Annotated in this window: 23 protein-coding genes, 1 pseudogene and 1 other annotated feature (1 of these 25 cut by a window edge); of the genes and pseudogenes, 20 read left to right on the top strand and 4 right to left on the bottom strand. The window is 44.0% G+C overall.

Annotation, left to right across the window (positions count from 1 at the left end):
- Nucleotides 1-104: a binding site (T-box leader), on the top strand (it extends 116 nt beyond the left edge of the window).
- 46 nt (nucleotides 105-150) lie between these two features.
- From proB to DMO16_RS04205, 3 genes are all read left to right on the top strand, one after another.
- Complete coding sequence (gene proB / locus DMO16_RS04215; RefSeq protein WP_129475574.1) at nucleotides 151-1,275, top strand: glutamate 5-kinase; 1,125 nt, start codon at nucleotides 151-153, stop codon at nucleotides 1,273-1,275.
- A complete protein-coding gene (locus tag DMO16_RS04210) occupies nucleotides 1,272-2,519 on the top strand; it encodes a glutamate-5-semialdehyde dehydrogenase (protein WP_241840452.1) in 1,248 nt (415 codons plus the stop codon). Before proB ends, DMO16_RS04210 begins: the two co-directional genes overlap by 4 nt.
- A 102-nt stretch (nucleotides 2,520-2,621) precedes the next feature.
- Nucleotides 2,622-2,930: a DUF6509 family protein gene (locus DMO16_RS04205; RefSeq protein WP_347232827.1), complete on the top strand. Its 309-nt coding sequence runs from the start codon at nucleotides 2,622-2,624 to the stop codon at nucleotides 2,928-2,930.
- Between the two features lie 136 nt (nucleotides 2,931-3,066).
- On the opposite strand, the gene DMO16_RS24125 is transcribed toward DMO16_RS04205, so the two are convergent.
- Complete coding sequence (locus tag DMO16_RS24125; RefSeq protein WP_164988852.1) at nucleotides 3,067-3,216, bottom strand: hypothetical protein; 150 nt, start codon at nucleotides 3,214-3,216, stop codon at nucleotides 3,067-3,069.
- Nucleotides 3,217-3,256: 40 nt separating this feature from the next.
- The gene (locus DMO16_RS04200) at nucleotides 3,257-4,198 is read right to left on the bottom strand and encodes an RNA ligase family protein (protein ID WP_061970184.1); all 942 of its coding nucleotides are present in this window, start codon (nucleotides 4,196-4,198) and stop codon (nucleotides 3,257-3,259) included.
- Between DMO16_RS04200 and ligD the strand changes: the two genes are divergently transcribed.
- From ligD to DMO16_RS04175, 5 genes and pseudogenes are all read left to right on the top strand, one after another.
- Entirely contained in the window at nucleotides 4,179-5,168 is a 990-nt protein-coding gene (gene ligD / locus DMO16_RS04195; protein ID WP_129475570.1) for a non-homologous end-joining DNA ligase, read from the top strand. The two genes, DMO16_RS04200 and ligD, sit on opposite strands and share 20 nt — an antisense overlap.
- Before the next feature lie 322 nt (nucleotides 5,169-5,490).
- A pseudogene (locus DMO16_RS25375) lies at nucleotides 5,491-5,698 on the top strand (MFS transporter); the annotation flags it as partial.
- Nucleotides 5,699-6,041: 343 nt separating this feature from the next.
- Complete coding sequence (cdaS, locus tag DMO16_RS04185) at nucleotides 6,042-6,674, top strand: sporulation-specific diadenylate cyclase CdaS (protein ID WP_241840450.1); 633 nt, start codon at nucleotides 6,042-6,044, stop codon at nucleotides 6,672-6,674.
- A gap of 32 nt (nucleotides 6,675-6,706) precedes the next feature.
- Nucleotides 6,707-7,081 carry a YgiT-type zinc finger protein gene (locus DMO16_RS04180; protein WP_206738052.1) on the top strand — a complete coding sequence of 125 codons (375 nt, stop codon included), beginning with the start codon at nucleotides 6,707-6,709 and terminating at the stop codon, nucleotides 7,079-7,081.
- A gap of 125 nt (nucleotides 7,082-7,206) precedes the next feature.
- Nucleotides 7,207-7,614, top strand: coding sequence for a hypothetical protein (locus DMO16_RS04175; protein ID WP_129475565.1), 408 nt, complete (start codon nucleotides 7,207-7,209; stop codon nucleotides 7,612-7,614).
- Here the strand turns inward: DMO16_RS04175 and DMO16_RS04170 are convergent.
- The gene (locus DMO16_RS04170) at nucleotides 7,611-9,368 is read right to left on the bottom strand and encodes a glycoside hydrolase family 3 protein (protein ID WP_164988849.1); all 1,758 of its coding nucleotides are present in this window, start codon (nucleotides 9,366-9,368) and stop codon (nucleotides 7,611-7,613) included. The genes DMO16_RS04175 and DMO16_RS04170 overlap by 4 nt on opposite strands.
- A gap of 293 nt (nucleotides 9,369-9,661) precedes the next feature.
- Between DMO16_RS04170 and DMO16_RS04165 the strand changes: the two genes are divergently transcribed.
- Nucleotides 9,662-10,144: a DinB family protein gene (locus DMO16_RS04165; protein ID WP_129475561.1), complete on the top strand. Its 483-nt coding sequence runs from the start codon at nucleotides 9,662-9,664 to the stop codon at nucleotides 10,142-10,144.
- Nucleotides 10,145-10,170: 26 nt separating this feature from the next.
- Complete coding sequence (locus tag DMO16_RS04160) at nucleotides 10,171-10,782, top strand: class I SAM-dependent methyltransferase (protein WP_241840448.1); 612 nt, start codon at nucleotides 10,171-10,173, stop codon at nucleotides 10,780-10,782.
- Nucleotides 10,783-10,983: 201 nt separating this feature from the next.
- Here DMO16_RS04160 and DMO16_RS04155 read toward each other — a convergent pair whose 3' ends face one another.
- On the bottom strand, nucleotides 10,984-11,712 hold the full coding sequence (locus DMO16_RS04155) for a GntR family transcriptional regulator (protein WP_061970198.1): 729 nt from the start codon (nucleotides 11,710-11,712) through the stop codon (nucleotides 10,984-10,986).
- Nucleotides 11,713-11,982: 270 nt separating this feature from the next.
- On the opposite strand from DMO16_RS04155, the gene DMO16_RS04150 reads away from it, so the two are divergent.
- The 10 genes from DMO16_RS04150 (at nucleotide 11,983) to DMO16_RS04105 (ending at nucleotide 24,335) form a co-directional block, all read left to right on the top strand.
- Nucleotides 11,983-12,894 carry a carbohydrate kinase family protein gene (locus DMO16_RS04150; RefSeq protein WP_129475557.1) on the top strand — a complete coding sequence of 304 codons (912 nt, stop codon included), beginning with the start codon at nucleotides 11,983-11,985 and terminating at the stop codon, nucleotides 12,892-12,894.
- 16 nt (nucleotides 12,895-12,910) lie between these two features.
- Nucleotides 12,911-14,305, top strand: coding sequence for a 6-phospho-beta-glucosidase (locus DMO16_RS04145; protein WP_129475555.1), 1,395 nt, complete (start codon nucleotides 12,911-12,913; stop codon nucleotides 14,303-14,305).
- 59 nt (nucleotides 14,306-14,364) lie between these two features.
- Complete coding sequence (locus DMO16_RS04140; RefSeq protein WP_164988848.1) at nucleotides 14,365-15,690, top strand: extracellular solute-binding protein; 1,326 nt, start codon at nucleotides 14,365-14,367, stop codon at nucleotides 15,688-15,690.
- Nucleotides 15,691-15,743: 53 nt separating this feature from the next.
- On the top strand, nucleotides 15,744-16,667 hold the full coding sequence (locus DMO16_RS04135; RefSeq protein WP_061970206.1) for a carbohydrate ABC transporter permease: 924 nt from the start codon (nucleotides 15,744-15,746) through the stop codon (nucleotides 16,665-16,667).
- Nucleotides 16,668-16,681: 14 nt separating this feature from the next.
- Complete coding sequence (locus DMO16_RS04130; RefSeq protein ID WP_061970208.1) at nucleotides 16,682-17,644, top strand: carbohydrate ABC transporter permease; 963 nt, start codon at nucleotides 16,682-16,684, stop codon at nucleotides 17,642-17,644.
- Nucleotides 17,644-18,636 carry an N-acetylglucosamine kinase gene (locus DMO16_RS04125; RefSeq protein ID WP_129475551.1) on the top strand — a complete coding sequence of 331 codons (993 nt, stop codon included), beginning with the start codon at nucleotides 17,644-17,646 and terminating at the stop codon, nucleotides 18,634-18,636. The genes DMO16_RS04130 and DMO16_RS04125 overlap by 1 nt, the downstream gene beginning before the upstream one ends.
- Complete coding sequence (locus DMO16_RS04120; RefSeq protein WP_061970212.1) at nucleotides 18,620-19,948, top strand: 6-phospho-beta-glucosidase; 1,329 nt, start codon at nucleotides 18,620-18,622, stop codon at nucleotides 19,946-19,948. Before DMO16_RS04125 ends, DMO16_RS04120 begins: the two co-directional genes overlap by 17 nt.
- Before the next feature lie 249 nt (nucleotides 19,949-20,197).
- Nucleotides 20,198-21,523: an FAD-binding oxidoreductase gene (locus tag DMO16_RS04115; protein WP_420889637.1), complete on the top strand. Its 1,326-nt coding sequence runs from the start codon at nucleotides 20,198-20,200 to the stop codon at nucleotides 21,521-21,523.
- Between the two features lie 2 nt (nucleotides 21,524-21,525).
- Complete coding sequence (locus DMO16_RS04110) at nucleotides 21,526-22,884, top strand: (Fe-S)-binding protein (protein ID WP_061970214.1); 1,359 nt, start codon at nucleotides 21,526-21,528, stop codon at nucleotides 22,882-22,884.
- Nucleotides 22,884-24,335 carry an FAD-binding oxidoreductase gene (locus tag DMO16_RS04105; RefSeq protein WP_061970216.1) on the top strand — a complete coding sequence of 484 codons (1,452 nt, stop codon included), beginning with the start codon at nucleotides 22,884-22,886 and terminating at the stop codon, nucleotides 24,333-24,335. Before DMO16_RS04110 ends, DMO16_RS04105 begins: the two co-directional genes overlap by 1 nt.
- Nucleotides 24,336-24,360 lie beyond the last annotated feature (25 nt).

The following is a 24,360-nucleotide window of genomic DNA, read 5'->3' as shown; positions in this document are numbered from 1 at the left end:
GAAACCTGACCGTTTACCCACGTTACGGGATCTAAGAGAGCCTCATCAAAAGATGATGCTAATCAAGGTGGTACCGCGGATAACAGACTTTTTCCGTCCTTATAACAGGATGGGAAGGGTCTTTTTTAGTTAATGAAAGGGGCTGGGTTTATGGGCAAAAAACGAATTGTGGTCAAAATTGGGAGCAGCTCGCTTACCAACAAGAATGGCGGGCTGAGCCAAAATAAAATCTTGGAGCATGCCAGTGCCATCGCTGAACTTCGCAAAATGGGGCATGAGGTGGTTTTGATTTCATCAGGAGCAGTTTCAGCAGGATTTGCGGATTTGGGGTATCCGTCCCGTCCAGTGACAACAGCAGGCAAACAAGCTGCAGCGGCAGTCGGACAAGGACTGCTGATCCAGTCATACACAGAGGTTTTTAAACAGCATGGAATCATTGCTGCACAACTGCTCTTAACACGAAATGACTTTTATAAAAATGAACAATACACGAATGCTTATGCTACGTTAACCGAACTTTTAAAGCGGTCGGTATTGCCAATCATTAATGAAAATGATTCAGTATCGATTGATGAATTAACCTTTGGAGACAATGATATGCTTTCGGCTCTTGTCAGCGGGCTCGTTCATGCGGATCATCTCATCATTTTGACCGATATCAACGGTTTGTATAACCAAAATCCACGTACGATACCAACAGCGCGGCGCTATGATTTTCTTGAAGAAATCACAGATGAACACCTGGGGATGACAAATAACCCGTCGTCTTCAAAGTTCGGAACCGGTGGAATGAAATCTAAGCTGTTGGCCGCTAAAACCGCTTTATCCCTAGGAGTTCAGGTCTTCGTGGGGACAGGGACCGGCAAACCCAAGCTTCTGGAAATTTTGGAAGGCAGGGGGGATGGAACCTATATCGGCAGTCAGCTTGCTCCAGCGTTAAAAACACAGAAGCAATGGATTGCTTTTCACTCTCCGCTTAGTGGTGCGATTGAAGTCGATGATGGAGCAGCCCGGGCGATTTTACATGAAGGAAAAAGCTTGCTCCCGGCCGGTGTTAAAAAGGTTAGTGGCATGTTTGCAGCTGGTGATGTCGTTGAAATTATCAATACAAATCATGAAGTGATCGGAAAAGGACAGGTTCAATATTCATCTGATGAGCTGAACTTGATTAAAGGAATGGCAAGCCAGGATGCGAAAATGCACACCAACAATCCCCATTCGGAAGTCATTCATCGAAACAAATGGCTATCCATGGCAAAGGAGAAAACAATATGAGTGAACTGCTGATGAAAGCGAAAAAGGCAAAAGAAGCGGTGAGTGACATGCTGACAAAATCAACCGCGCAAAAAGATGAAGCGCTCAGGCTTATTGCCCGTCAATTAATTCAGGAAACGCCTTTTATTCTCGAGGAAAATTCAAAGGACATTGAAACAGCCCGGCAAAAAGGGGTTCATGAATCGTTGGTCGACCGTCTTATGCTTAACGAAGCAAGAATTGAAGATATGGCAGGTGCTCTTGAGCAGCTCACTCATTTGCCGGATCCGGCTGGTGAGGTTCTTGAGCGATTTGAACGGCCCAATGGTCTTTCAGTAGAAAAAATCGCAGTTCCGTTAGGTGTGATGGGAATGATCTATGAAGCACGACCCAATGTAACGGTTGATGCCTCCAGCCTTTGTTTAAAAACCGGGAACGTTGTGCTTCTGAGAGGCAGTTCCTCTGCCATCCATTCCAATAAAGCACTGGTACATGTCATCCATCAGGCGCTGGAACAAAGCGATCTCCCTGTCTATGCTGTACAGTTGATTGAAGATACAAGCCGGGAGACGGCTTCCCAGTTATTCAAGCTTAACCAATATCTTGATGTTCTGATTCCAAGGGGAGGAAAAGAGTTAATTCAGACTGTAATTGAGAATGCTTCGGTTCCCGTCCTGGAAACAGGTGCAGGCAACTGCCATATCTATATTGATGAAACGGCTCATCGGCAAATGGCCATCGATATTGTTGTTAATGCCAAAACCCAAAGGCCATCGGTTTGCAACGCTATTGAAAAAGTAATTGTTCATGAGAGCTGGCCAGATGAAAATGTTAAGGAGCTGGTTGAGACTCTTCAGCAACATCGTGTAGACATAAGAATAGATGCTGCTCTTTGCGATTCATTTCCTTCCCTTACAGTTGCGACAGAGGAAGATTGGCATACGGAATACCTTGATTACGTTTTGGCGCTAAAGAGAGTCTCCAGTACACAGGAAGCGATCGAGCATATCAATCATTATGGTTCAAAACACTCTGAAGCCATCATCACCGAAAACGAAGAAAATGTGAGTCTTTTTTTTCAACTTGTTGATAGTGCAGCTCTCTATCATAATGCATCAACCCGCTTTACCGACGGATTTGAATTCGGTTTTGGCGCCGAGATCGGAATCAGCACACAGAAGCTTCATGCCCGCGGGCCAATGGGACTGCCTGCATTAACATCAAGCAAGTATGTGATACGGGGGAACGGGCAAATTCGTCAATAATCAAAAACGTTTTTCAAAGGAGCAGCCAGTCATGCGCTGCTCCTGTTCGTTGTTTAGTGATACTTAAGGGTATAATAAAGAGAAAACAACTGAAAGGAATGAATGCAAATGGAAATCACCAGGCACTCAATGGAAAAATTGCAAGACCCCACAGGAATTTTGGAGGGGGAACGTTATGAATTTATCATTCACGTCGATGTGGACGAAGAAGATGAACTTTATAGGGAAAACGGAATCTATGTCAAACTGATTTATGTTGTTCAGCCAGGAAATTCCCGAATTGTACAATATACGCTTTTAGAAAACTATACTGATAACATCATGGATTTTGAACTGGAGGAAGAGGAAGAACAAGAGCTGGATGCGTTTTGTAAAAGCAAGCTAAGCGCCGGAGAGAGTAATTTAAATTAACTATAATACATACAAGCTAACCAACCAGCATGGATAATTTCACGCTGGTTTTATTTATTGGGGACCCAAAGATATCAACGGTTCTAAAGATTTTTTATATTGTCGACATTGAAAGCTGTAATAAAGACCGACTACCTTATTCAGGTAGTTGGCCTTTTTGGTTCTTCAACTCATCTTCTGCTTTATTTACCGTTACCATACGGTGAGCTTCAACAGGTGTTTCCACCGACCCATTGACGACTGGCTTGTATTCTTCCATGTTATTGTGTCCTGTTCGTTCTGTCACAGTTTTCACCTCTCCTGTAGTATGTATCACTTTTATCTTTCTATGTGTATTGAAAGGTACATTCTGAAGGTGGAATATCTAGCAGAGCTTGTATACTCGGCTGCCGGAGTTTTCCAGCTTCCGTCCATTCCGCAAAATGAATCTTGGCGGTCACCTCCGGTTTTACCCAGTAGGCATCACGGTGCCGTTCAACGAGGTTCACAAAAGGACGCTCGGAAGTTTTAATCGTAATAAGCTTGGAAGTTAAGTTCCGCCAATCCTGAACGGTAAATTTCCCCGTACCCGTATGCCCGATATAAACGAATTGTCCCTGATCATCATATAACCCAAGAAGAACCGCATTCACTACACCGCCGCTCAACGTAAATCCTCCGATCACCGCATTTACATCCAGGGTGTTTTTAATTTTCAGCCAAACCTCGTTCTTCTCACCAATATAATAATGGCTTTGCAGCTGTTTCACCACAATGCCTTCCATTTCGGAGCTTTTTACCGCTTTAAATAAAGCTTCGCCATCATGATGGGAACGGACCAGCTGAACATGATCATTCGGAGTGATGATCTCAGACAACAGTGAGATCCTTTTTTCTAGAGGCCATTTTGTTATCCACTCACCATTGTAAAAAAGAACATCGAAAATCATGTAAGTAATAGGGACCTGATGTTGCAGGAGGCGAACACGGTCCAGGTTTCTTACTCCATCTCTTCTCATTACTTTATGAAAGCTTGGCCGCCCGTTGTCCCCGAGCGCAATGACCTCGCCATCTAAGATGACAGATTCGGCCGAACAGTATGTTTGTATAGGAGCCAGTTCTGGATAGTTCGCTGTACGCTCTCTTTTTTTGCGATTAAAAAGACGTGTGGTTTGGCCATCGGAATAGGTTAGAATGTGTACGCCATCCCATTTGATTTGAGCAATCCATTTTGAAGAAGCAGGGATATTTGTCGCGCTTTTCGGTTCCATGGGAAAAAGGGGATCCATGATGTTCACCTCGGGTATAGATTTACGCCAATCGTTTACACTAGCAGCATCAGTGATCAATAGCGGAGGAATCGTCATGGAAGTACAAGTGGAAGGCATAGTCATTCCTATTTCACATCCGGAAAAAATGATATGGAAGGAAGCCGGTTTTACCAAGGCTGATTATATCCGCTATTTATTAGAAGTCTCCGATTACATGCTTCCTTATACGAAAGACCGGATGCTGATGTACTGGCTGTATCCACATGGAATGCACCAACCCAAAGTGGAGAAGCGTTCCAGACCCGAAAAAGCACCGGAATGGCTGGTGAGCACCTTTTATAAAGAAAAAGAACGAATATTACTTCATGATAAAGCGACCTTACTATGGCTTGCCAATTGGGGCGCGCTTGAGTTTCACGTACCGTTTGATCAATACACCAAACCCGATTTCCCATCGGATTTGGTGTTTGATTTGGATCATTCACCGGAAGAATTTGGGGACGTCCTTGAAATCTCATTGATCCTAAAAAAGGTATTGGACGGGCTTGGCTTAACCAGTCATGTAAAAACCTCCGGAAAAACCGGCCTGCATCTTTTTGTTCCGATAGAACCCTTGTTCTCGTTTGCAGAGGCAAGAAGAGTAAATCAATTTATTGCACAGTATATTCAAGAAAAATATCCAGGTAAAGTAACGTTGGAGAGGGTAAAAGAAAGAAGGGGAAACAAACTTTATTTTGATTATCTTCAATTATGGAAGGGAAGGACGATCGCAGTTCCCTATGGTCTCCGGGCAATAGAGAATGCATTGGTGTCTACCCCGGTTACCTGGGAAGAATTAAGTTCAGGTTTTCACCCGAGTGATTTTACTCCATCTGTTGTTCTTCAAAGGCTTAGAGAAAAAGGGGACCTGTTTGCAACGACGCACAAGATTAAAGAAGAGAACACTTCACGTGTATACGAAATATTATCTTTCACAAAAAAAGCTTAGACTACATTTCAAATGAGTAGTCTAAGCCTTTTTTGCTTCGATAGCTAAATCTAAAGCAGCAAAGCATGCTGTTTCAAAGCTTATGTAACCAACAACATACAACAGAAGGGCTTAGTTTCATTTCGAAAAATGACCAACAAAATCAAATCAATAAATTCCGCATTCATTCTGCATCTCATGTAGATGGAAATGAAGAGGATCTTTATTGGTGTATGTATGTTCCAGTCTTTTAAATCCTTGCCTCGTAGAACGGATGAAGCCTAACTGGGTCATTCCGTTTGGAACTGGGATTGTGACTGCTGCTTCATTGTTCATGTTCTCGCTAACGGCCGACTCGCCTTCTGCCTTTATTTACATGGCAACAGGATTGGTTGGACTGGGCATGGGGCTCATTACCCCGATTTTTATGCTTACGATCCAATCGTCGGTTCAACAAAAAGAACGTGGAGTTGCAGTGGCATTGAACACCTTTACAAACACGTTCTCCCAGACATTGGGATCTGCGGTCTTGGGTACTATTTTCAACCTGACTTTGCTTTCTGAAGCAAAGAAAAAAGGCGAGGGAGACCTGAATTTCAACGCCTCGTTCAGCGAAGGTCATGTACCGGAGGACATGGTGTCAGAGATGCACGGAATCCTTGCTTCTGCCGTTCATGCCATTTATGGCGGAATGCTGCTGGCCGCAGGCTTGAGCTTTGCTGTATCATTTGCTTTAATCAAAAGAAGAAAATCTAAGAGCAAGGAATATCAGTATTTAAAGCATGGATAAATCGTCCATGCTTTTTTATGACAAATTTTCTCATAAAATGGTGAACCGGCGTAAAGAATAGATAAAGGATCTAACTAAGACACTCGGAGAGAGTGTGGACGGAAATGGGTGCAGACATGAGAGAAGATTGTGATACCTCCTCGATGAAAGAGCAAATTGTTGACCATCTTCAACAGGTCAACCAGGGGATTCAACATTTTTTACGCTCATTTGAAACAGAGAGTTATTGCTTATTGGGAAATCTTGAAGAACTAAAAGCAGAGATTGAACAAATCCAAACTGTTGCAGCTTCCTTTTATTTGAATTGTTATCTTTCACCATACACAGAAAAATACCTGGAGATCTCTACCTGTATTCAGCACCTCTCCAGCCAAAGGCACGGCGCTTTAATTGTGGTCGAACGGGAAGAGGCTATTGAAGCATTGATCAGTGCTGGAAATAAAATTGGAGCGGATCTTACGTTTCCCCTGCTGGAATCCATTTTTTATCCCGGGAATCCCCTGCATGACGGAGCGGTATTGGTTAGGGGAGAGACGATAGTTTCTGCTTCGAATGTGCTTCCGGTATCCGGCATAGAAGCAGGAAATAAAAAATTAGGTACCCGTCACCGGGCCGCAATGGGTTTAACAGCAGTGTCCGATGCACTTGTCCTCGTAGTCTCTGAAGAAACAGGAAGAGTTTCGTTTGCGGTGGGAGGTAAGCTATTTCCTATTAGTACCTCCAATTCCATTGTTTAGTTCTATTATATGTGGGGATGAATATACTCCTAATGATTTCCTATTTACTTTTGAAGGGAAGGCTGGACATGCTGAAAAGCTGTAAAACCTGTAAAAATGGTTTGGTTTTGCCTTTGATTAATATTATCCCTGTTTATCATAAGGGAGCGAGTCTTTACATTCATAATGTGCCTTTTACTGTTTGCACCCACTGCAACACTCATGAATTTGTGGATCATTTATCCGAAATCAAACAGGTGGCCAAGAATTTGAATGATGAACATGGAACCCGCACATTTAAATATGAAATTGTTGAGATCAAGGAACCGGGGGACAAGCCATCCGCCTCTTCCTCCGTCATTTTATTGGGGGCGCTGGTTGGAGAATCGGGTGCACTATGGTATGCAGCAAGAAATAATACCCATTAATCTTTTCACAGGTTATCGCCATTGACTAAACGGGGTCATGGCTTTTTTCAATAGAGGAATAGGACCAGATATGAGGAATAGTATCCATAAAGATTACAAGATCAATAGATTGAAGGGGAGGAGCAATGGAGAAATACACAGTTTCCAAAACTATAGGTCTTGTTGCAGGCATTATCATTATCCTGTCCGCCCTGGGTTTTGGAGGGCTGTATATGCTTGGGACCTCTTTGGGAAAAGCGCTTGGCTCACAGACAGGTCCTTCAGTGGATGTACCGTTTATGTTTGTGGTTCTAATGTGTATTTTATTGATTGGCTTCATAACAGGATTAGGTTCCCTCGGATTAAGCATGGGGCTCCTTCTCCTGATTGTCTTTTTTAATTCTATAGGTGCTTTGGGAAAAGCGATTGAATTCCTGATTCTGTGGGTAAGCGGTGTCTATTTTCTTTTAGGTTATTTCGTTAAAAAAGAGGAATCACAAAACCCTGTCGTTTGGCCAAAAAGCCAGATAACAGGGTTTTGTACTCAATCTTAATAGTTCAAGCCGGTTCCATAGGGGTACAGGCCTTCAATGGAAACGGGAAGCTTTCCTCCTGGCTGTGTTCCAAAGATCACATCAATCGCTGCTTTCCACGAGGTTGGAACAGGTGAACCCCAGCGCTCAACCGAGTATGTTGAAATGTATGCGCCAACTTCCGGATATTCCTTAACATCATAAGGGAGGCCAAGGGAAACCGCAACAACAGGCTTTCCTGTTTTTTGCAGTTCTTTCACCAGCTTTGCCTGTCCGGCAGGCAGCTCACTTGGAGAAAACGTAGGAACGATGATTTGGTCCGCTTGTTCAGCGAGCTTTACTGCCTGTTGAATTTCTGCCGTGGTCGCATCTTCTGAAGTGGTAAAACTTTTTACATTTCCTGCCGATTTTTCATCGACCATGCTGGCAATATTGTTGATGAAATTGGTGGAGCCGTAAATTTGCGGTCCTGTTACAAGTGTCAATTTTTTCTCCGCCGGGTGAAAAGGAAGGACATTCTCATTTTTTACTAGCGTGATCGACTTTCTTGCAACTTCGGCAGCTGTTTCTTTATGTGCCGGTTGATTGACGACATTGACAGCTCCTTCAGGATCAACATACCGGTGGCCAAAAAGCTTATACTTAATCTTCAAAGCCAGAACCCTTTTTACCGATTCATTGACTCTTTTTTCGGATAATTGGCCGGATTTCAGCGCGTCACTTAAGGCATCAAAAGTTTCGAGTTGTTCGTCCAGATTTCCGGTAGCCATCACAATATCCGCTCCGGCGTTTACCGCCATCACAGCCGCTTGTCCTGCACCCCATTCCTTGGCGATCGCATGCATGCTCATGGCGTCTGTTACGATCAGTCCTTTAAAGCCCATCTCATTTCTGAGTAAACCGGTGAGCACCTTCTTGGAAAGCGTGGCAGGAAGTTCCTTGTCAATCGCATTAATAATCACATGGGCCGTCATGATGGAATCTACTCCTGCATCAATTGCTGCCTGAAATGGAGGAAGATGCACGGTTTCAAGCGTTTCGCGGTCATATGTAACAGCAGCTAAGCCCAGGTGTGAATCCACGCTCGTATCCCCATGGCCAGGGAAGTGCTTGGCTGTTGCGACTACGCCATTCTCCTGATAGCCTTTGATTTGTGCGGCGGTCATGCTGGAGACAAGACTTGTTTTTTCGCCAAAGGAACGTACACCGATAACAGGATTGGCAGGGTTCGTATTCACGTCAGCAACCGGTGAGTAGTTCCAATTAAATCCTGTTGCTTTTGCTTCGAGTGCCGTTATTTTGGCCACATCCTTCGCCGCTTTTGCTTGTCGTGTGGCACCAATACCCATTTGCCGTGGAAAAGGGGTTGCATCGGTGACATGTTGTTTTGTCCCGAATTCCAAATCGGCGGAAACCAACAGTGGGAGTTTTGGAGAGGTATTGGCAGCCCATTTTTGCAGCTGGTTATTATATTGAGCTGTTGTACGGGCATTACGGGCACCATAAACAATAACAGAACCTGCTTTGTAGTTTTGAATCAGCTTCCGGGTATCTTCATTCGGCATTTTACTTTCATTATCATGTGTGGAAGGCATGACAAGCTGTCCGATCTTTTCCTTAGCCGTCATATTAGCTATGATTTGTTCAATGACCTTATCTTTGGGGGACTTGGGTGGATCGGCATTTCCCTTTAATTCATCGGCACCTGCACTAAGAGGCAATAAGAGAGTGGAACCAATAAGAACCGTACTGATAAAAGCACTCATCTTCTTCATTGCACTTTCCCTCCTTGGCATAAAATGTAATCGTTTTCAATGAAAGGGTAGCACCCTTGAACAAGAAGGGTCAATTACCATTTACATAAAATAGAAAAAATGAATCGTATTACATATTTATTCAGGCACATGTTGGATGAATATGGTAGATTTGTTGCATGTACGAAATCGTTTATCGATAAAAAGCATGAGGAAGTTCTGCCTAGTGAATGAAAAGAGGTTTTCTCCACTTTCACAGGGAATATAAAGCGTGGACGAATCTACTAAAAAGGATGAAAAAGGAGAGTGGGAGGATGGATGTATTCCTAAGTCAGTATGATTGGATCAGGCGCACCCGGGAAACTTTATTTCGTTATTGCGAAACGTTACCTTATGAAGATTATGTAAAAGAGGTAGAAGCATTTGGCGGAGATTCCATTCGAAATTTGCACGCTCATGTAGCGGACTGTTACCAGACCTGGCTCGGAATTCGGGCACTTGAAAAGCAGTTTCCCGAAATTAACCCACAGACCATTCACAGTGTACAAGATATGCGAGAGATTTTTGCAAAAACAGATGATTTGGTTCTTGAATTTCTTCAAGAATTTAAAGAAAATGGCGACAAAAACATTCAAATCACCAGGAATGGAGAATCCTGGAATGTAACGGTATTATGGCTGTTTACGCACACGGCCACTCACGAGTTTCATCATAAAGGACAGATTGTAAAAATCGGCAGACAGCTCGGGTATATTCCGCCGGACACAGATCTCATAGAAGAATTCATTCCTAGTTGACAATTTTCCTGGAAGGAATGGGTAGAGTGAATAAAAAGCTGATTAAAAAATTTAACCGCCAGGCTGAGACTTACGACCGACTGAGGGAAAAACAATTCCAAAAAAAGTGGAGAGAAAAATTAATTGGGGAGGCTAGAGGACATGTGCTGGAACTGGCGGTGGGCGCAGGAGGGAACTTTCCGTTTTACAGGCTGGAAGAGATTCATACCATCACTGCAGTAGATTTCAGCCCGGAGATGCTTGGAAAAGCAGAAGAGGCTGCTCAGCACTATCATCTTCCAGTAAAATTTATTGAGAGCGACATTGAAGAGCTGGCTTTTGAAAAACAACAGTTTGATACGGTTGTTTCTACTCTTTCATTTTGTGGTTATTCCAATCCTGTACGAATCCTTGAAAACGTAAGTACATGGTGTAAACCACATGGACAAGTATTGCTGCTGGAACATGGAATCAGCTCTAATTTATTCGCCTCGACTTTACAAAGAGCGTTGAATCCTTTGGCTGTTAAAACGGTGGGCTGCCATCAAAATCGTAACATTATGGAGCTGCTTAACCGCTCGCCTTTAGAAATTCAGAAAGCAGAACATCATTGGCTGGATGTCTTTCATCTTATTTGGGCCACGCCACGAAAGGAATAAGGAGTGAACCATATGAAGATGGCAGTAGGCAGACACCTGTAACATTGTTTCAAAACCTAAAGGATGCTTCAGTCGGAGAAGAACTATAATAATACCAAAGAAAACTGGCCTAAAAGTTGGCGAGTTTTCTTTGGCAATATGCCATATATGATGTAAAAGGGTTGATTTACTCGTTTTTATCCTTCTATCTGTTACTCAAGATTAGTTATAATATCTCTCCATAACAAACTTTGAACGATCTCCTCGTACAACGCTGGCAGAAAATTCGATTGGCAATTCCTTTGAGGAATAAGTGATCGATTCCAGTAAAAAAGACGGGGAGCCTGCTGGGATGTTCAACAGTTCACTCATGGCTTCATTGGTTAGAATGGGCTCGATGGATTCCACTGATCGGTGGATTTCAATCTCAAATTTGCTTCTTAACAATTGAAACAAAGAACCCGAACAATCTTCCTGCATCAAACCTGGTGCAACCTTCCAAGGGATAAAAGAGGTGGAATGCTGAAGAGGTTCTGTTCCGCCATGACGCAAGCGTACCAGTTTGATGACTGGATCCTCTTCATCTATCTCAAGAGCCTGGGCTAAAGAATAATAGGCGGGGATGACTTCCAATGTAAGGACTTTTGAAAAAGACACCAGGCCGGCATCTTTCATCTGCTCTGAAAAACTCTTCATATTTTGAGACAGTGCCTCATTGATTTTCGGCTTTGAAACAAAAGTTCCCTTTCCCTGAATACGATGAATTTTGCCGTCGATTTCAAGTTGTTGCAGTGCCAGACGGATCGTGGTTCGGCTGACATCAAACATCCGGCATAATTCGGATTCAGTGGGAAGCTGGCTTCCAATTTGATACGTTTCGTTTTTTATCAGTTCCAAAAGCTTTTCTTTAATTAAATAATATAAGGCAGTTCCAGGGCTTCTATTTATCATATTCTCACTCCGATTTATCTCTCCTACCTGAATAGTGTATACATATGTTACAACAAATTTGTGAATTTATACAATTTATTTAATAGTAGAATTATTACAAAAATATTCTGTTTTCCCAGCAACTGTCGTTTTTATGCAATTAACGCTATCAAAATCCTTAAGAATTGCTTTATGTAATCTAAATATTTAGAAAATTCGGTTGACAAGAGATTATAAATCCAATAGATTTGTAGTAACAACACAACAAATTGAGGAAAGGAGGAAAATGTTATGACATATGATGTACTGGTAGAGGGCATCATTTCCACGGATGTTATTTTTTCATCCATTCCCAAAATGCCGAATCCTGGAGAAGAGGTCTATTGCGGATCGTTTGAATTTACCTGCGGTGCAGCCTATAACACGGCAGTCGCTCTTTCGAGACTAGGGCTGAAGGTGGCAGTCATCGGCCCAATTGGCAATGACTTTCTTAGTCAATTTATGAAAGAGAGTTTGGAGGAGGAAGGTGTTTCCACCTCTCTCATGTTACAAGTTGATCAACCTCTTCGTTGTTTATCTGTTTGCATCAATTATGGCGGAGACCGATCGTTTCTCTCTTTTCAGGACAGCGTTGAAAAACTAAACCTTGTTGATTATGCGTGTTCTGTAATTGAAAACACAGAAGCAAAGGTCTTACATACTTCGGCAGGAAGAGGTAACAAAGCGGTCATCGAAAAGGCCAAAACCAAAGGAATGTTGATCTCTTTGGATGTCGGCTGGGATGAGGAATGGCTGCAGGACGACCAATTGAATGAGCTCCTTAAAATGGCGGACATCTTTACACCTAACCAAAAAGAGGCAGAAACAATAACAGGGATTATAAATCCTTATGAAGCCATTGAAAAGCTGGGTCAACATAACACCTCCATCGTTATTAAACTGGGAGAGCTCGGTGCATTGATGCGACAAAATCACACCATAAAAAAAATAGCCGGTTATGAATGTGAGGCCATTGATACAACAGGGGCTGGAGATGTTTTCTCTGCCGGCCTGTTGGCAGGGATACTAAAGGGATGGTCTTTAGAGGATTCCGTAAAATTAGGCAATTACTGCGGCAGCTGCTCTGTGCAAAGTTTGGGAGGAGCAACCAGCAGTCCAAGCTGGCAACAAGTACAAAAGGATTTTTTGGAACCTATAAAATAAATCAGGAGGATGAATCATGAAACTGACCATATTAGGCGGAGCCGGGATGAGGACTCCCTTATTGATTGAAGGCTTGTTTAAACAAAATGATCTTCATTTTAAAGAAGTCACTCTCTTTGATGTAGATGAGGAAAGGTTATCTGTTATGGGAGGCATTTCTCGATTTCTCGTGGACAAATACCAAGGAGATTTTATTCTTTCATTCACCACCGATATCAAGGAAGCGGTACGAGGTGCGGATTTTATTTTCTCCGCTATTCGTGTGGGTCAGGAGGAAGGACGCGTCCTTGATGAACAAATCGCACTTAAGTATGGAGTGCTTGGCCAGGAAACAACAGGTCCAGGGGGATTTGCCATGGGGTTGCGGACCATTCCCGTCATGCTCGAATACTCCAGGATTATCTACGAGGAAGCACCGGAAGCCTGGCTTCTTAACTTTACCAACCCGGCTGGTTTGATGGCTCAAGCTCTTACTACATATGGAAAACATAAAAAAGTAATCGGAATATGCGATGCACATGCCGGGATTAAAAATTCGCTGTGCAAGTTTTTAAAGGTGCCTCATACTGACCTGCAAGTTACTTATTTTGGATTAAACCATCTGGGCTGGGTTCCTTCTGTTTATGAGAAAGGTGTGGACCGGCTTCCTGAAATTCTTGATCGTTATGAACACCTATCCCGTATTTCGCATACTTTCCGTTTCTTTGAACCGGAACTGATCCGTAATATGGGGATGCTGCCCAACGAATATTTGTACTACTTTTATTACGCAGATCAGGCAGTAACAAACATCTTGCAATCGAATCAAACGAGAGGTGAGCAAATTGTTCAGTTAAACCGCCCGCTTCTTGAAAGAGTGTCAGACCTCGTCCAACAGGACCGTATGGAGGAAGCCTGGGCTGATTATAAAGGAACACTTGATGCGCGGGGCAGCACGTACATGTCCAGGGAAACGACCGGTCAAATCCATGATGTTCACGAAGAAGAAGATACCGTTGAACTCTCCTTTGAAGAAGAAGGCTATGAAGGTTTGGCCCTCAACATCATCCGCAGTATTGCAAACAACAAACAGCAAATCTTAACGCTAAACGTGCCAAACAATGGGACAATCACTCAGCTGCATAACGATGATGTGGTGGAAGTTCCTTGTCTTGTAAATAAAAATGGGTATTTTCCAATTAATATTGGCGACGTTCCGGATTTTGCCCTTTCATTGATCCATCCGGTAAAAACGTATGAGCGGTTAGCCGTGGAATGTGCAGTAAAGGGAGATTATCAAGCGGGGGTAAATGCATTGACTGTTCATCCTCTTGTCCCTTCATTTACCTCAGCGAAGGCAATGATGGATGATTATCTGACGGCTCACCAAAAGCATCTGCCACAATTCAGAGATAAGAATATTAACGTTTAACAATAGATTACGAGTTTTCCAGCAAAACCCCAAAAAAATGTTTAAAGGGAGGGTCTACATTGAAAAAAGGAAAGGTGCTTTTTCTTTTAATCTTGATTTTTTCTTTATTGGTCGGTTGCAATGCAGCTCCGCCAACAAGCGGAAAGAAAAACGAGGCAAAGAGTGAAAAGCTGAGCTGGAATAACAAAAAAGACCTAAAAGGGGAAGAAATCACCTTATTGTGGGTGAATACAGACGGTGCAAACGGGCCTCGTGGAAAAATTTTAAAAGAGTTTACCAAAGACACAGGAATCAAAGTGAAAGAACTAGCGGTGGATTACAATTCCCTGTACAACAAGATCACCACCGCTGTTCTCTCCAATTCGGCGGACATTGATTTGGCAGAAATGGATACGATTTGGGCCGGGCAGTTCATGGAAGGTGGGATTGCCTATGATCTGGCGGACACCGTACCGAAAGAGGTGCAGAAAAAGTATACGCAATCGTCCCTAAGCTCCGTCATGTATAAAGACCAGCTGGCCGCTGTTCCATTTTTCTCCAGCACAAAGCATTTCTACTGGAACAAGGAGCTTCTTGCAAAAGCCGGATATAATTCTCCTCCAAAAACGTGGGATGAATTTCGGGAAATGTCTAAAAAACTGACGAAGAATGGTGTATATGGCTCTGCCTGGTCATGGAAACAAGCAGAAGGATTAAACTGTGACTTTGTCAGCCTCGTATATGGGTTCGGGGGAAAATTCTTTGATGAAAAAGGAGCGCCTGTTTTCAATAAAGGCGGGGGATTGAAAGCACTTCAATATATGGTTGATCTCACTCAAAAGGATAAAACCGTTGATCCGGCAAGCTTGCAATGGAGTGAGGATGATGTAAAAAATGCATTTTCCACAGGAAAGATCGCCATGATGACGAACTGGGAAGGTATGTATCCCGATTTAAATGATCCATCCAAATCCAAAGTAGTTGATAAAACCGATGTCGGATTAATGCCGGGAAATGGGGATGTGAAGTCGGCTGCAGTTACCGGTTCTGAGGGCATTTCTTTAATGAAAGACAGTAAACATAAGCAAGCAGCCCTGGAATTCTTAAAATGGATGAGCACCAAGAAGTTTCAACTTCCGTTGTTTAAGAATGACGGAATGTATCCTACAACGGAAGGACTATATGACGATCCTAATCTAAAGGCGGCGGACAAAACAAAAACCGTGGACAAAGTCATGAAGCAATTTGAATATGGACAAAACCGTCCCAATGCTCCAGGTTACGTGGAATGGGCGGATATATTATCTGCTGAAATCCATGAAGCATTGTTAGGGAAAAAATCTGCGAAAGTGGCATTGGATACGGCAGCAAAAAAAATTAAGAAAGCCATTGAAGAGTCAAAATAATGATCAGGAAGCGGTTAGGCACTAACCGCTTCTTCTTTCAAAGGAGGATTGAGATGGAAAAATCGGCTGGTAAGTCAGCGAAATTCAGGCTAATGGGTAAAAAAAAGAGAAAAGATCTACTTTTTGCTGTGATCTTGCTGTTACCCACCTTCTACATACTCTTTAAAACCTTTTTATTTCCCATTTATCAATCGCTCGTCTGGAGTATGTATAAGTATCACATGCTGGATGGTTCTGATGTGGTATTTGTAGGATTTAGTAATTTTACAGCATTGTTCAAGAACCATGATTTCTGGACGGCAACCTATTTTACCGGTTACTTTACCGTCATCTCCACTGTAGCGGAATTAGTACTCGGCTTGTTTAGCGCTTTGCTGCTCAATCAGATGTTCAGGGGAAGAGTATTTTTCCGGATGATTATCATCATTCCCTGGGCGATGCTGACCCTCGTAAACGGTTTGCTGTGGAAATGGATTTTTCAGCCGGGGAACGGGTCATTTACGATTATCCTGAAGAAAATTCATGTGCTTAGCGCAAGTGAAAACCCGTTATGGCTGGCTGATGCACATAATATTATTAATTCCGTGGTGGTTGCCGATGTCTGGAAAATGACCCCGTTTATGACACTTTTACTTTTGGCCGGCCTTCAGGCAATCCCCTCGACACTTTATGAAGCCGCGATGATGGATGGTGCCGGGTTTTGGAAAAAGCTTTGGTATGTCACCATTCCTCAGTTGTTTCCCATCCTGATGATTGCCGTTGTGCTTCGTACCATTGCCGCATTTCGCGTTTATGACATCCTGACCGTTTTCACAGGAGATCCAACCACTTCTATTTCCTACCTGACATTCAACAAGGCATTCCGTTACTTTTATCTCGGTGAAGCTTCTGCCATGGCGTGGGTTTCAACAGCTATCATTCTCGTATTTATTGTCTTGTATATTCGCATGTTAAAGAAGAATTCCCATGAGGTATAAAAGGAGGGATATTCATGTTTGAACCAACGATTGAACAGAGAAGCGTCAAAAATGACATCGCAACGGTTAAAAGGAAATCCAGCTTGTTTAAGGTGAAAAGCACAGATCTGATTTCCCCCTTTTACTTGTGGTGCGGCTTAATCCTGCTCGCACTGTTTACATTGGCTCCTTTTGTCTATTTGTTTACGTCTTCCATCAGTAAAACCGAAGAGCTGCTTAGCGGTCATTTGGTTCCTCACTCTCCCACACTGGAAAACTATTATCGTCTTTTTACGGGTAATGGGGCTGCCGAATTTATTGCAGCCATGAAAAACAGTATCATTGTGTCCCTGGGCACCACGGTGGGCACACTGATTTTGGCCATTTTTGCTTCGTATGCCTTTTCCAAGGTGATGTTTCCATTTCGCAATTCTGCGTTATTTACAGTGCTGGCGATGCAGTTGTTGCCGTCCATCTCGATCATCGCTCCGCTCTATGTCATGATGAGAAATGGAATTTCCATTGCTATCCCATTCACCAATGTCATATTGTTTCAATCGCCTCCTCTTTTGGACACGGTTTGGTCGTTAATTATTTCCTATACGACCTTTTCACTGCCGTTTGCCATCTGGATCATGACCGGCTACTTCCAAACCATCCCTAAAGCACTGGAGGAAGCTGCCATTATCGATGGGTGTTCTCGTATGGGAAGCTTGTTTCGGATCATTATTCCCCTTGCCATGCCCGGAATTGCGGCAACCGCTATTTTTACGCTGCTGTTGGCATGGGATGAATTTATGTTTGCCAGTGCGTTCACTCAATCCTTTGCTTCCAAAACATTGCCGATCGCTATCCGTGAGTTTATTGGCAAGCACAACATTGATTGGGGACTTATGACGGCTGGGGGCTTTATCGCCTCGCTGCCGCCGGTTCTGGTCTCCGTATTTCTTTATAAATATATTGTCGGAGGCCTTGCTGGTGGAGGTGTGAAGGAATAATGACACACATTGTGATGGGGATTGATGGAGGCGGAAGCAAAACACATGCGGTTATTGCCGATCAGTCTGGTAACCTTCTTGGGAAAGGATTTTCAGGATGCTCCAACTACCAGGTGAACGGGATTGAGCAAGCGTTCACCAATATTCAAGAAGCAGTTGCAACCGCCATGCAGGAGGCCCGGCTTTCAAGCACTGATCTTTCTTTTGTCCAGTATGGACTGGCCGGCGCTGATCGTGAAATAGATATTCGAACGCTGAAATCAAAGCTTGCAACCCTGCCTTATAAAAAATGGGACCTGGTATGTGACACCATGGAAGGCTTGCGGCTAGGGAGTGATTCCAATACCGGAGTCGTTTTAGTAGCAGGGAGCGGTACAAATGCAGCCGGACGAAACCAGGAAGGGAACGTGGTCCAAACTGGAGGTTTCGGTTATCTTTATGGCGATGGACAGGTAGGTGGAAATGCACTTGCGGCAGAAGCATTCAGATCGGCGGTGCGTTCCTGGGAGCTTCGGGACATTCCTTCGAGCTTAACCGAACGGATCCCCCGTTTTCTGGGATTTAATACGATGGAAGAAATGTGGAATCATTTCTTGGATAAGGGGGTAACGAAAGTCGACGGCAGACTGGCGATTGTTCTGCATCAAGCCGCAATGGATGGAGATCTGCTTTCGATCCGGATATTACAAAACGCCGGCAGCGAGCTGGGCATAGCGGCAAACTCGGTGATCAAGAGACTCGGGAACTTGCCTTTACCTATTCCCATCGTTCTAACAGGCAGTGTACTGCAAAAGGGGAAAAATCCTGTAGTATTGGATGCATTAAGAAAGACGATCGAGAATGAGGGACACGAAATCGAGATGATCATTCCACAAAAGGATCCGGTTTTTGGAGCAGTGTTACTGGCATTTGACCATCTTCATTTGCCGGTTAGTATTGAAATTTTAAACCGAATGGAAGAAGGGTGGATAAGTTATGAAAAACGGGCTTAAAGTAGCGGTGATCGGCGGTGGATCTTCGTATACGCCTGAATTAATTGAAGGCTTTATTGAACGGCATGAAGAGTTTCCTGTACAGGAACTTTTTCTGGTGGACATCAACGAGGGAAAGGAAAAACTTGAAATCGTAGGAGAATTAGCACGGAGGATGATTCAAAAAGGCGGCGTTCCCATTCATCTCACGTTAACGTTTGATAGGGAGGAAGCTATCACAGGAGCTGACTTTGTCATCACCCAGCTCCGTGTGGGAATGCTTGAGGCAAGATCGAGGGATGAGAGAATCCCCCTCCGTTATCAGTGCATTGGCCAGGAAACCACTGGGGCCGGAGGGTTTGCTAAAGCCCTGCGGACCATACCGGTGATCCTTGATATCTGTCGGGATATTGAAAAATATGCTCCTGAAGCTTTTTTGATCAACTTTACTAACCCTGCAGGTGTTGTAACGGAAGCGGTAAATAAATATTCAACCGTAAATGCGATTGGGCTTTGCAACCTACCGATCAACACCAGGAAACAGCTTGCTGAATTCTTAAATGTGGACACCAATGAAATTGAGATTGAAATGGCAGGAATTAATCATTTGAATTGGACGACAAAAATTTGGATAAAAAACAAAGATGTTACTGAGAGTTTCTTAAAGGGAGAAGCAGACCTGAAAGGCTTTAACATGAATAATATTCCTGATCTTGAATGGAATCGTGACTTTTTGCAGGCATTGGATGCTTTACCTTGCGGTTATCATCGTTATTATTATAAGAAAGATGAGGTTTTGAAACATCAATTAGAGCAATTGCAGGAGACTGGAACCAGAGCGGATGAGGTAAAAAAGGTAGAGGCCGCTTTGTTTAAACGCTATCAAGATCCCAACCTGTCCATCAAACCACCGGAACTCGCTCAAAGAGGAGGGGCATTCTATTCGGAGGCAGCGGTTGATATCATGTCCTCCATTTATAACAATAAGAAAGATATTCAGACCGTAAATGTGCAGAATAATGGGATCCTATCCTGTCTTCCTGATACCGCTTCTATTGAAGTCAATTGCGTGATTGACCGTCAGGGTGCTCATCCCATTCAACTTACTACCAAAATCGATGCAAGAATCCGCGGATTGCTGCAAGTGGTAAAAGCGTATGAAGAAATGACCATTGAAGCTGCAGTTCACGGAGACTATGCCATGGGACTGCTCGCCTTGATTACTCATCCTCTGGTGAAGAGTGCTTCTGTTGCAGAAAAAATATTCCAAGACATTCTAAATGAAAATAAGACCTTTCTGCCACAGTTTTTTTCAGAAAGCAAAACGGTATAAGCAAAAGCTCCGGGACTGGGAGAAATCTCTCAGTTCCGTTTTTATGAGTGAAGGCAGGACCATATAATGTCAAAAACTTAATTTGTTAAAGTATTAAAAATTTTTTGATAAATCTGTTGAAAAGTAAGATATGGAGTGGTTTAATAAAGCTATATATTTTTAAAAACTGAAAAAAGGAAAAGGCAATATTTTTTTAAGCAATTAATGAAACAGTGTTTCTTATTACGAAACAACCGGAGGTGGAGAGTATTGCTTGAGACAGTATCGCTGTCGGATTTAACCTCGATCTTACCCCAAGAACAAATCATGGTCGAGGAAGAGAATGACCATCCCCTAGGCAATGGAGGGTATATCACCGTTTTTCCTGAAACTGAAGAGGAAATTCAGGTCATTTTAAAATATGCCGGGGACCATGATAAAAAGATTACGATTCAGGGCAGGGGAACAAAAAGGGGTTATGGAGGACAAAATGAAAAAGCTGACATTTTGCTTTCGTTATCGAAATACAAAGGGATTGTTGAACATACGGTTGGAAATATGACAATCACTGTGAAGGCAGGAACCCCTTTTCACGAGCTGCAAACGTACCTGGCCGAGCACCAGCAGCGCGTTTCCCTAGATCCTGCGTGGCCAGAACAGGCCACGATTGGCGGTATTATCGGATCGAATGAAAGCGGTCCCAAGCGGCTAGGTTATGGTTCCTCACGAGATGTAGTCATTGGGTTGCGTATGGTTTATCCTGATGGCTCAATCATACGGTCCGGGGGAAAGGTCGTAAAAAATGTGGCCGGTTATGATATGAACAAACTGTTTATTGGATCCATGGGTACGCTGGCCGTTATGTCTGAAGTGGTTCTTAAACTGCGTCCGCTTGCAAAGTATGAAAGCTTGGTGCTCTTGTCCTTTCCGGAAGGAAATCTGGAGGCGGTTCGCTTGTTTGCCACGACTCTTTTGGAATCCATGATGGAACCTGTCACTCTCGAGTTGTTAACACCAGCTCTCTCGGAAAGACTGACCGGTCAACGAGTTTATACGATGGCGATCAGTTTCGAGGATGTAAAGAGTGCTGTGCATTATCAGGAGGAATTCGTCAAAAGCATCTCTCCAGCCCAGGTCCAAATGGACATCTTGCCCCAAGAAAAAGCAAAGGCGTTTTGGGATCAATTCTATATCCTCAGGCCGAATGGAGCCCTGCCTTCCACCGATACTGAAACAGTTGCAACTGTCAAAATCGGCGTTACCAATCTTGACGTCGTTCATGTTTTAAAGGAAAGCGAGCTCTTGCAAGACAGCCACAATTTGGTGATTCAGGGGCACGGTGGATTAGGACATGGTTTGTGTCAAGTGACATTGAAAGGAGCAAGCGATAATATCCTGAGTGCTATAACTCATCTCCGGCAAGTTGTAGAACAGTTAAACGGTTATCTTATCGTGACACATTTACCTTACGTTCTCCGGCAGCAGGTCAGTGTGTGGGGCAAGCCACCATCCTATTTTTATCTACTGGAAGGAATTAAAACCAAAGTTGACCCCAAGAGAATTCTTAATGACAAACGTTATGTGGGAGGGATCTAAGCGTGAGCACAAGGGAAAGCGATGTGAAAGAACGCCCGGCATGTACAACCACAAACCTGAGCAATTATCATTGGAGCGATCCCCCTGACGAAAATAAATGGGCGGATTGTGTGCATTGCGGGATGTGTCTGGAATCATGTCCCACGTATGAACTCACAGGCCAGGAGCAACATTCTCCCCGAGGACGAGTTCATCTCATCAAATCGGTCGCCGAAGGAAAAATCGAGGTCAATGAACAGTTTATGGATCCGGTTTTCGCCTGCCTGGACTGCCGTGCATGTACAACTGCCTGTCCTGCGGATGTGGATGTCGGGGGACTGATCGAAGAGGCGCGTGGGCAAATTCGTAAAGCCATGCCATTGACAGGCTACAGAAAAACCGTCAGCAATTTCTTCCTGCACAGTCTGTTTCCTCATCAGAACCGATTGAACACCGTTGGCGGGTTATTAAAATTTTATCAAAAGAGCGGGATGCAAAAGGTCGTCCGCAAAACCGGACTGTTAAAGGTAATGCCTGATCATCTGGCAGAGATGGAAAGAATCATGCCAGTACTGACAAAACCCGTGCGCCAAAAATACAAGAATCAAAATGTGATTAAAGCAAAAGGCGAAACCAAGCATGAGGTTTCCTTTTTAACGGGATGTGTCATGGATGTGATGTTCAGTGACATTAATGACGCTACAATTAATGTTCTGACCCGAAACGGTAATGATGTGGTCATTCCGCAAAACCAGACATGCTGCGGTGCTCTTCACGTGCACGCGGGTGATCGGGAAATGGGAAGAAAGCTTGCTAAACAGAACATTGAAGCATTTAACGATGCAGAAAAAATCATTGTTAATGCCGCAGGATGTGGCTGCATGATGAAGGAATATGCCGAATTGTTCCGTGAAGAGCCCGAATGGCACGAAAAAGCGCTGGCGTTTTCCGCCAAGGTGGAAGACGTATCGAAATATCTTCATGACACGGGGTATGAAAAGCCACAGGCCGAAATAAACACCCGCATCACCTATCACGATGCCTGCCATTTAGCTCATGGACAGGGAGTACGTCAGGAGCCTCGTAACATTTTGCTTGATATCCCGGGCGTTGAAATGGTCCATATGCCAAACGCTGACCGCTGCTGCGGAAGTGCCGGAATCTATAATATTACCAATCCTGAAATGGCGGGAGCTGTGCTGGAAAGCAAGATGGAGAATGTACCGGATGACGTGGAGATGATCTCGATGGGAAATCCCGGCTGCATGCTTCAAATGGCGATGGGCGTCCAAAAATATGGGCGGAATCAAAAAATTGTTCACACTGTTCAGCTGCTCGACTGGGCCTACCAGAAAGAAGATGGCTTAAGGGGGCAAGAATAATGGGACGAAAAGGACTGAAAACAAAAGATAAACACATTAAGAATCTCGCAAAGATCGTAGGCGACCGTTCGATTTTACACCATAAAGAGGATTTATTGGCGTACGACTGTGATGGATTTACGATCCACAAGTATTTGCCAAAAGCGGTTGTTTTTCCAAAGGATACACAGGAGGTTGCCCGTCTCGTCAACTATTGCTCAGATAACGGGCTGCCTTTTCTCGCTCGCGGCGCAGGCACAGGTTTGAGCGGCGGAGCCATTCCCGTCAACGGAGAAGTGGTGATCAGTCTGGTTAAAATGAAAAAGCTGCTGAGTGTAGATTACGAGAATAGAAGAGCGGTGGTTGAACCCGGATTCGTCAACCTGAAGCTGACCAACTCCATCTCGGATAAAGGGTATTACTATGCACCTGATCCATCCAGCCAATATTGCTGTACGATTGGCGGGAATGTGGCAGAAAATGCGGGAGGCGCTCATTGTCTAAAGTATGGGGTGACCACAAATCACATTTTGGGACTGGAAGTGGTTTTGCCAAACGGTGAAATCATTGAAATCGGCAATAACGGGGTTCCTGATGCGCCTGGGTATGATCTCCTCGGATTGATTACTGGCTCGGAAGGAACGCTGGGAATCGTGACCAAAATCACCGTCAGGATTCTGAAAAACCCGGAAGCCAAACAGACTGTGCTCGCCTATTTTAATGACGTTTCAGACGGGAGTCATGCGGTATCGGACATTATCTCTGCTGGTATTGTTCCTGCTGCGCTTGAAATGATGGATAAAACAGCCATTGAAGGGGTGGAGGCCGCAGCCTTTCCTGTGGGACACCCGAGAGATATTGAAGCGCTGCTGCTCATTGAAGTAGATGGCATCTCTGCCGGGATTGATGAGCAAATCAGCCAGATTCTCGACGTCTGTAAAAACCGGAATGTCAGGGAAGTAAAAGTCGCCCAGGATGAAGCAGAACGGGCCAGATGGTGGGCGAACCGGAAGACAGGATTCGGTGCCATGGGTGCCATCTCTCCCGACTATTTGGTACAAGACGGAGTCATCCCGCGCAGCCGGCTGCCGGAAGTGCTAAACAGAATCAACCAGATCAGTGAAGAATCCGGCCTTCGCATCGCCAATATTTTTCATGCAGGGGACGGAAATCTTCACCCGCTCGTTCTTTTTGACGCAAGAATTCCGGGTCAAACGGAATTGGCCATCGCCGCAGGCAGTGCGTGTTTGCAAGCTTGTGCAGATGTTGGTGGAACCATTACGGGAGAGCATGGAGTGGGAATTGAGAAGAGAGAAGAAATGCGCTTCGTGTTCACCGATGAAGAAATACAGGCCCAGACCGATATTCGAGAGGTGTTTAATCCGGGGAACCTGTTAAATGCCGGTAAATTATTTCCAAGTCCGGGTCGATGTGCTGAAGTCAAAAAAGAGATAAAAGAGGCAGCACTTTAAAACCGTGTAAATTTTCCGAAAATAG

Source organism: Fictibacillus sp. S7, from assembly GCF_004127935.1.
Classification (GTDB): domain Bacteria; phylum Bacillota; class Bacilli; order Bacillales; family Fictibacillaceae; genus Fictibacillus_C; species Fictibacillus_C enclensis.
This window is presented reverse-complemented; position numbering and strand designations above follow the sequence as displayed.

Bases quoted from the DNA above. Each gene is read 5' to 3' on its own strand.
- proB (WP_129475574.1), top strand. From the start codon at position 151: ATGGGCAAAAAACGAATTGTGGTCAAAATTGGGAGCAGCTCGCTTACC.
- DMO16_RS04210 (WP_241840452.1), top strand. From the start codon at position 1,272: ATGAGTGAACTGCTGATGAAAGCGAAAAAGGCAAAAGAAGCGGTGAGT.
- DMO16_RS04205 (WP_347232827.1), top strand. From the start codon at position 2,622: ATGCAAATGGAAATCACCAGGCACTCAATGGAAAAATTGCAAGACCCC.
- ligD (WP_129475570.1), top strand. From the start codon at position 4,179: ATGGGAAAAAGGGGATCCATGATGTTCACCTCGGGTATAGATTTACGC.
- DMO16_RS04200 (WP_061970184.1), bottom strand. From the start codon at position 4,198: ATGGATCCCCTTTTTCCCATGGAACCGAAAAGCGCGACAAATATCCCT.
- cdaS (WP_241840450.1), top strand. From the start codon at position 6,042: ATGGGTGCAGACATGAGAGAAGATTGTGATACCTCCTCGATGAAAGAG.
- DMO16_RS04180 (WP_206738052.1), top strand. From the start codon at position 6,707: ATGATTTCCTATTTACTTTTGAAGGGAAGGCTGGACATGCTGAAAAGC.
- DMO16_RS04175 (WP_129475565.1), top strand. From the start codon at position 7,207: ATGGAGAAATACACAGTTTCCAAAACTATAGGTCTTGTTGCAGGCATT.
- DMO16_RS04170 (WP_164988849.1), bottom strand. From the start codon at position 9,368: ATGAAGAAGATGAGTGCTTTTATCAGTACGGTTCTTATTGGTTCCACT.
- DMO16_RS04165 (WP_129475561.1), top strand. From the start codon at position 9,662: ATGGATGTATTCCTAAGTCAGTATGATTGGATCAGGCGCACCCGGGAA.
- DMO16_RS04155 (WP_061970198.1), bottom strand. From the start codon at position 11,712: ATGATAAATAGAAGCCCTGGAACTGCCTTATATTATTTAATTAAAGAA.
- DMO16_RS04150 (WP_129475557.1), top strand. From the start codon at position 11,983: ATGACATATGATGTACTGGTAGAGGGCATCATTTCCACGGATGTTATT.
- DMO16_RS04145 (WP_129475555.1), top strand. From the start codon at position 12,911: ATGAAACTGACCATATTAGGCGGAGCCGGGATGAGGACTCCCTTATTG.
- DMO16_RS04135 (WP_061970206.1), top strand. From the start codon at position 15,744: ATGGAAAAATCGGCTGGTAAGTCAGCGAAATTCAGGCTAATGGGTAAA.
- DMO16_RS04130 (WP_061970208.1), top strand. From the start codon at position 16,682: ATGTTTGAACCAACGATTGAACAGAGAAGCGTCAAAAATGACATCGCA.
- DMO16_RS04125 (WP_129475551.1), top strand. From the start codon at position 17,644: ATGACACACATTGTGATGGGGATTGATGGAGGCGGAAGCAAAACACAT.
- DMO16_RS04120 (WP_061970212.1), top strand. From the start codon at position 18,620: ATGAAAAACGGGCTTAAAGTAGCGGTGATCGGCGGTGGATCTTCGTAT.
- DMO16_RS04105 (WP_061970216.1), top strand. From the start codon at position 22,884: ATGGGACGAAAAGGACTGAAAACAAAAGATAAACACATTAAGAATCTC.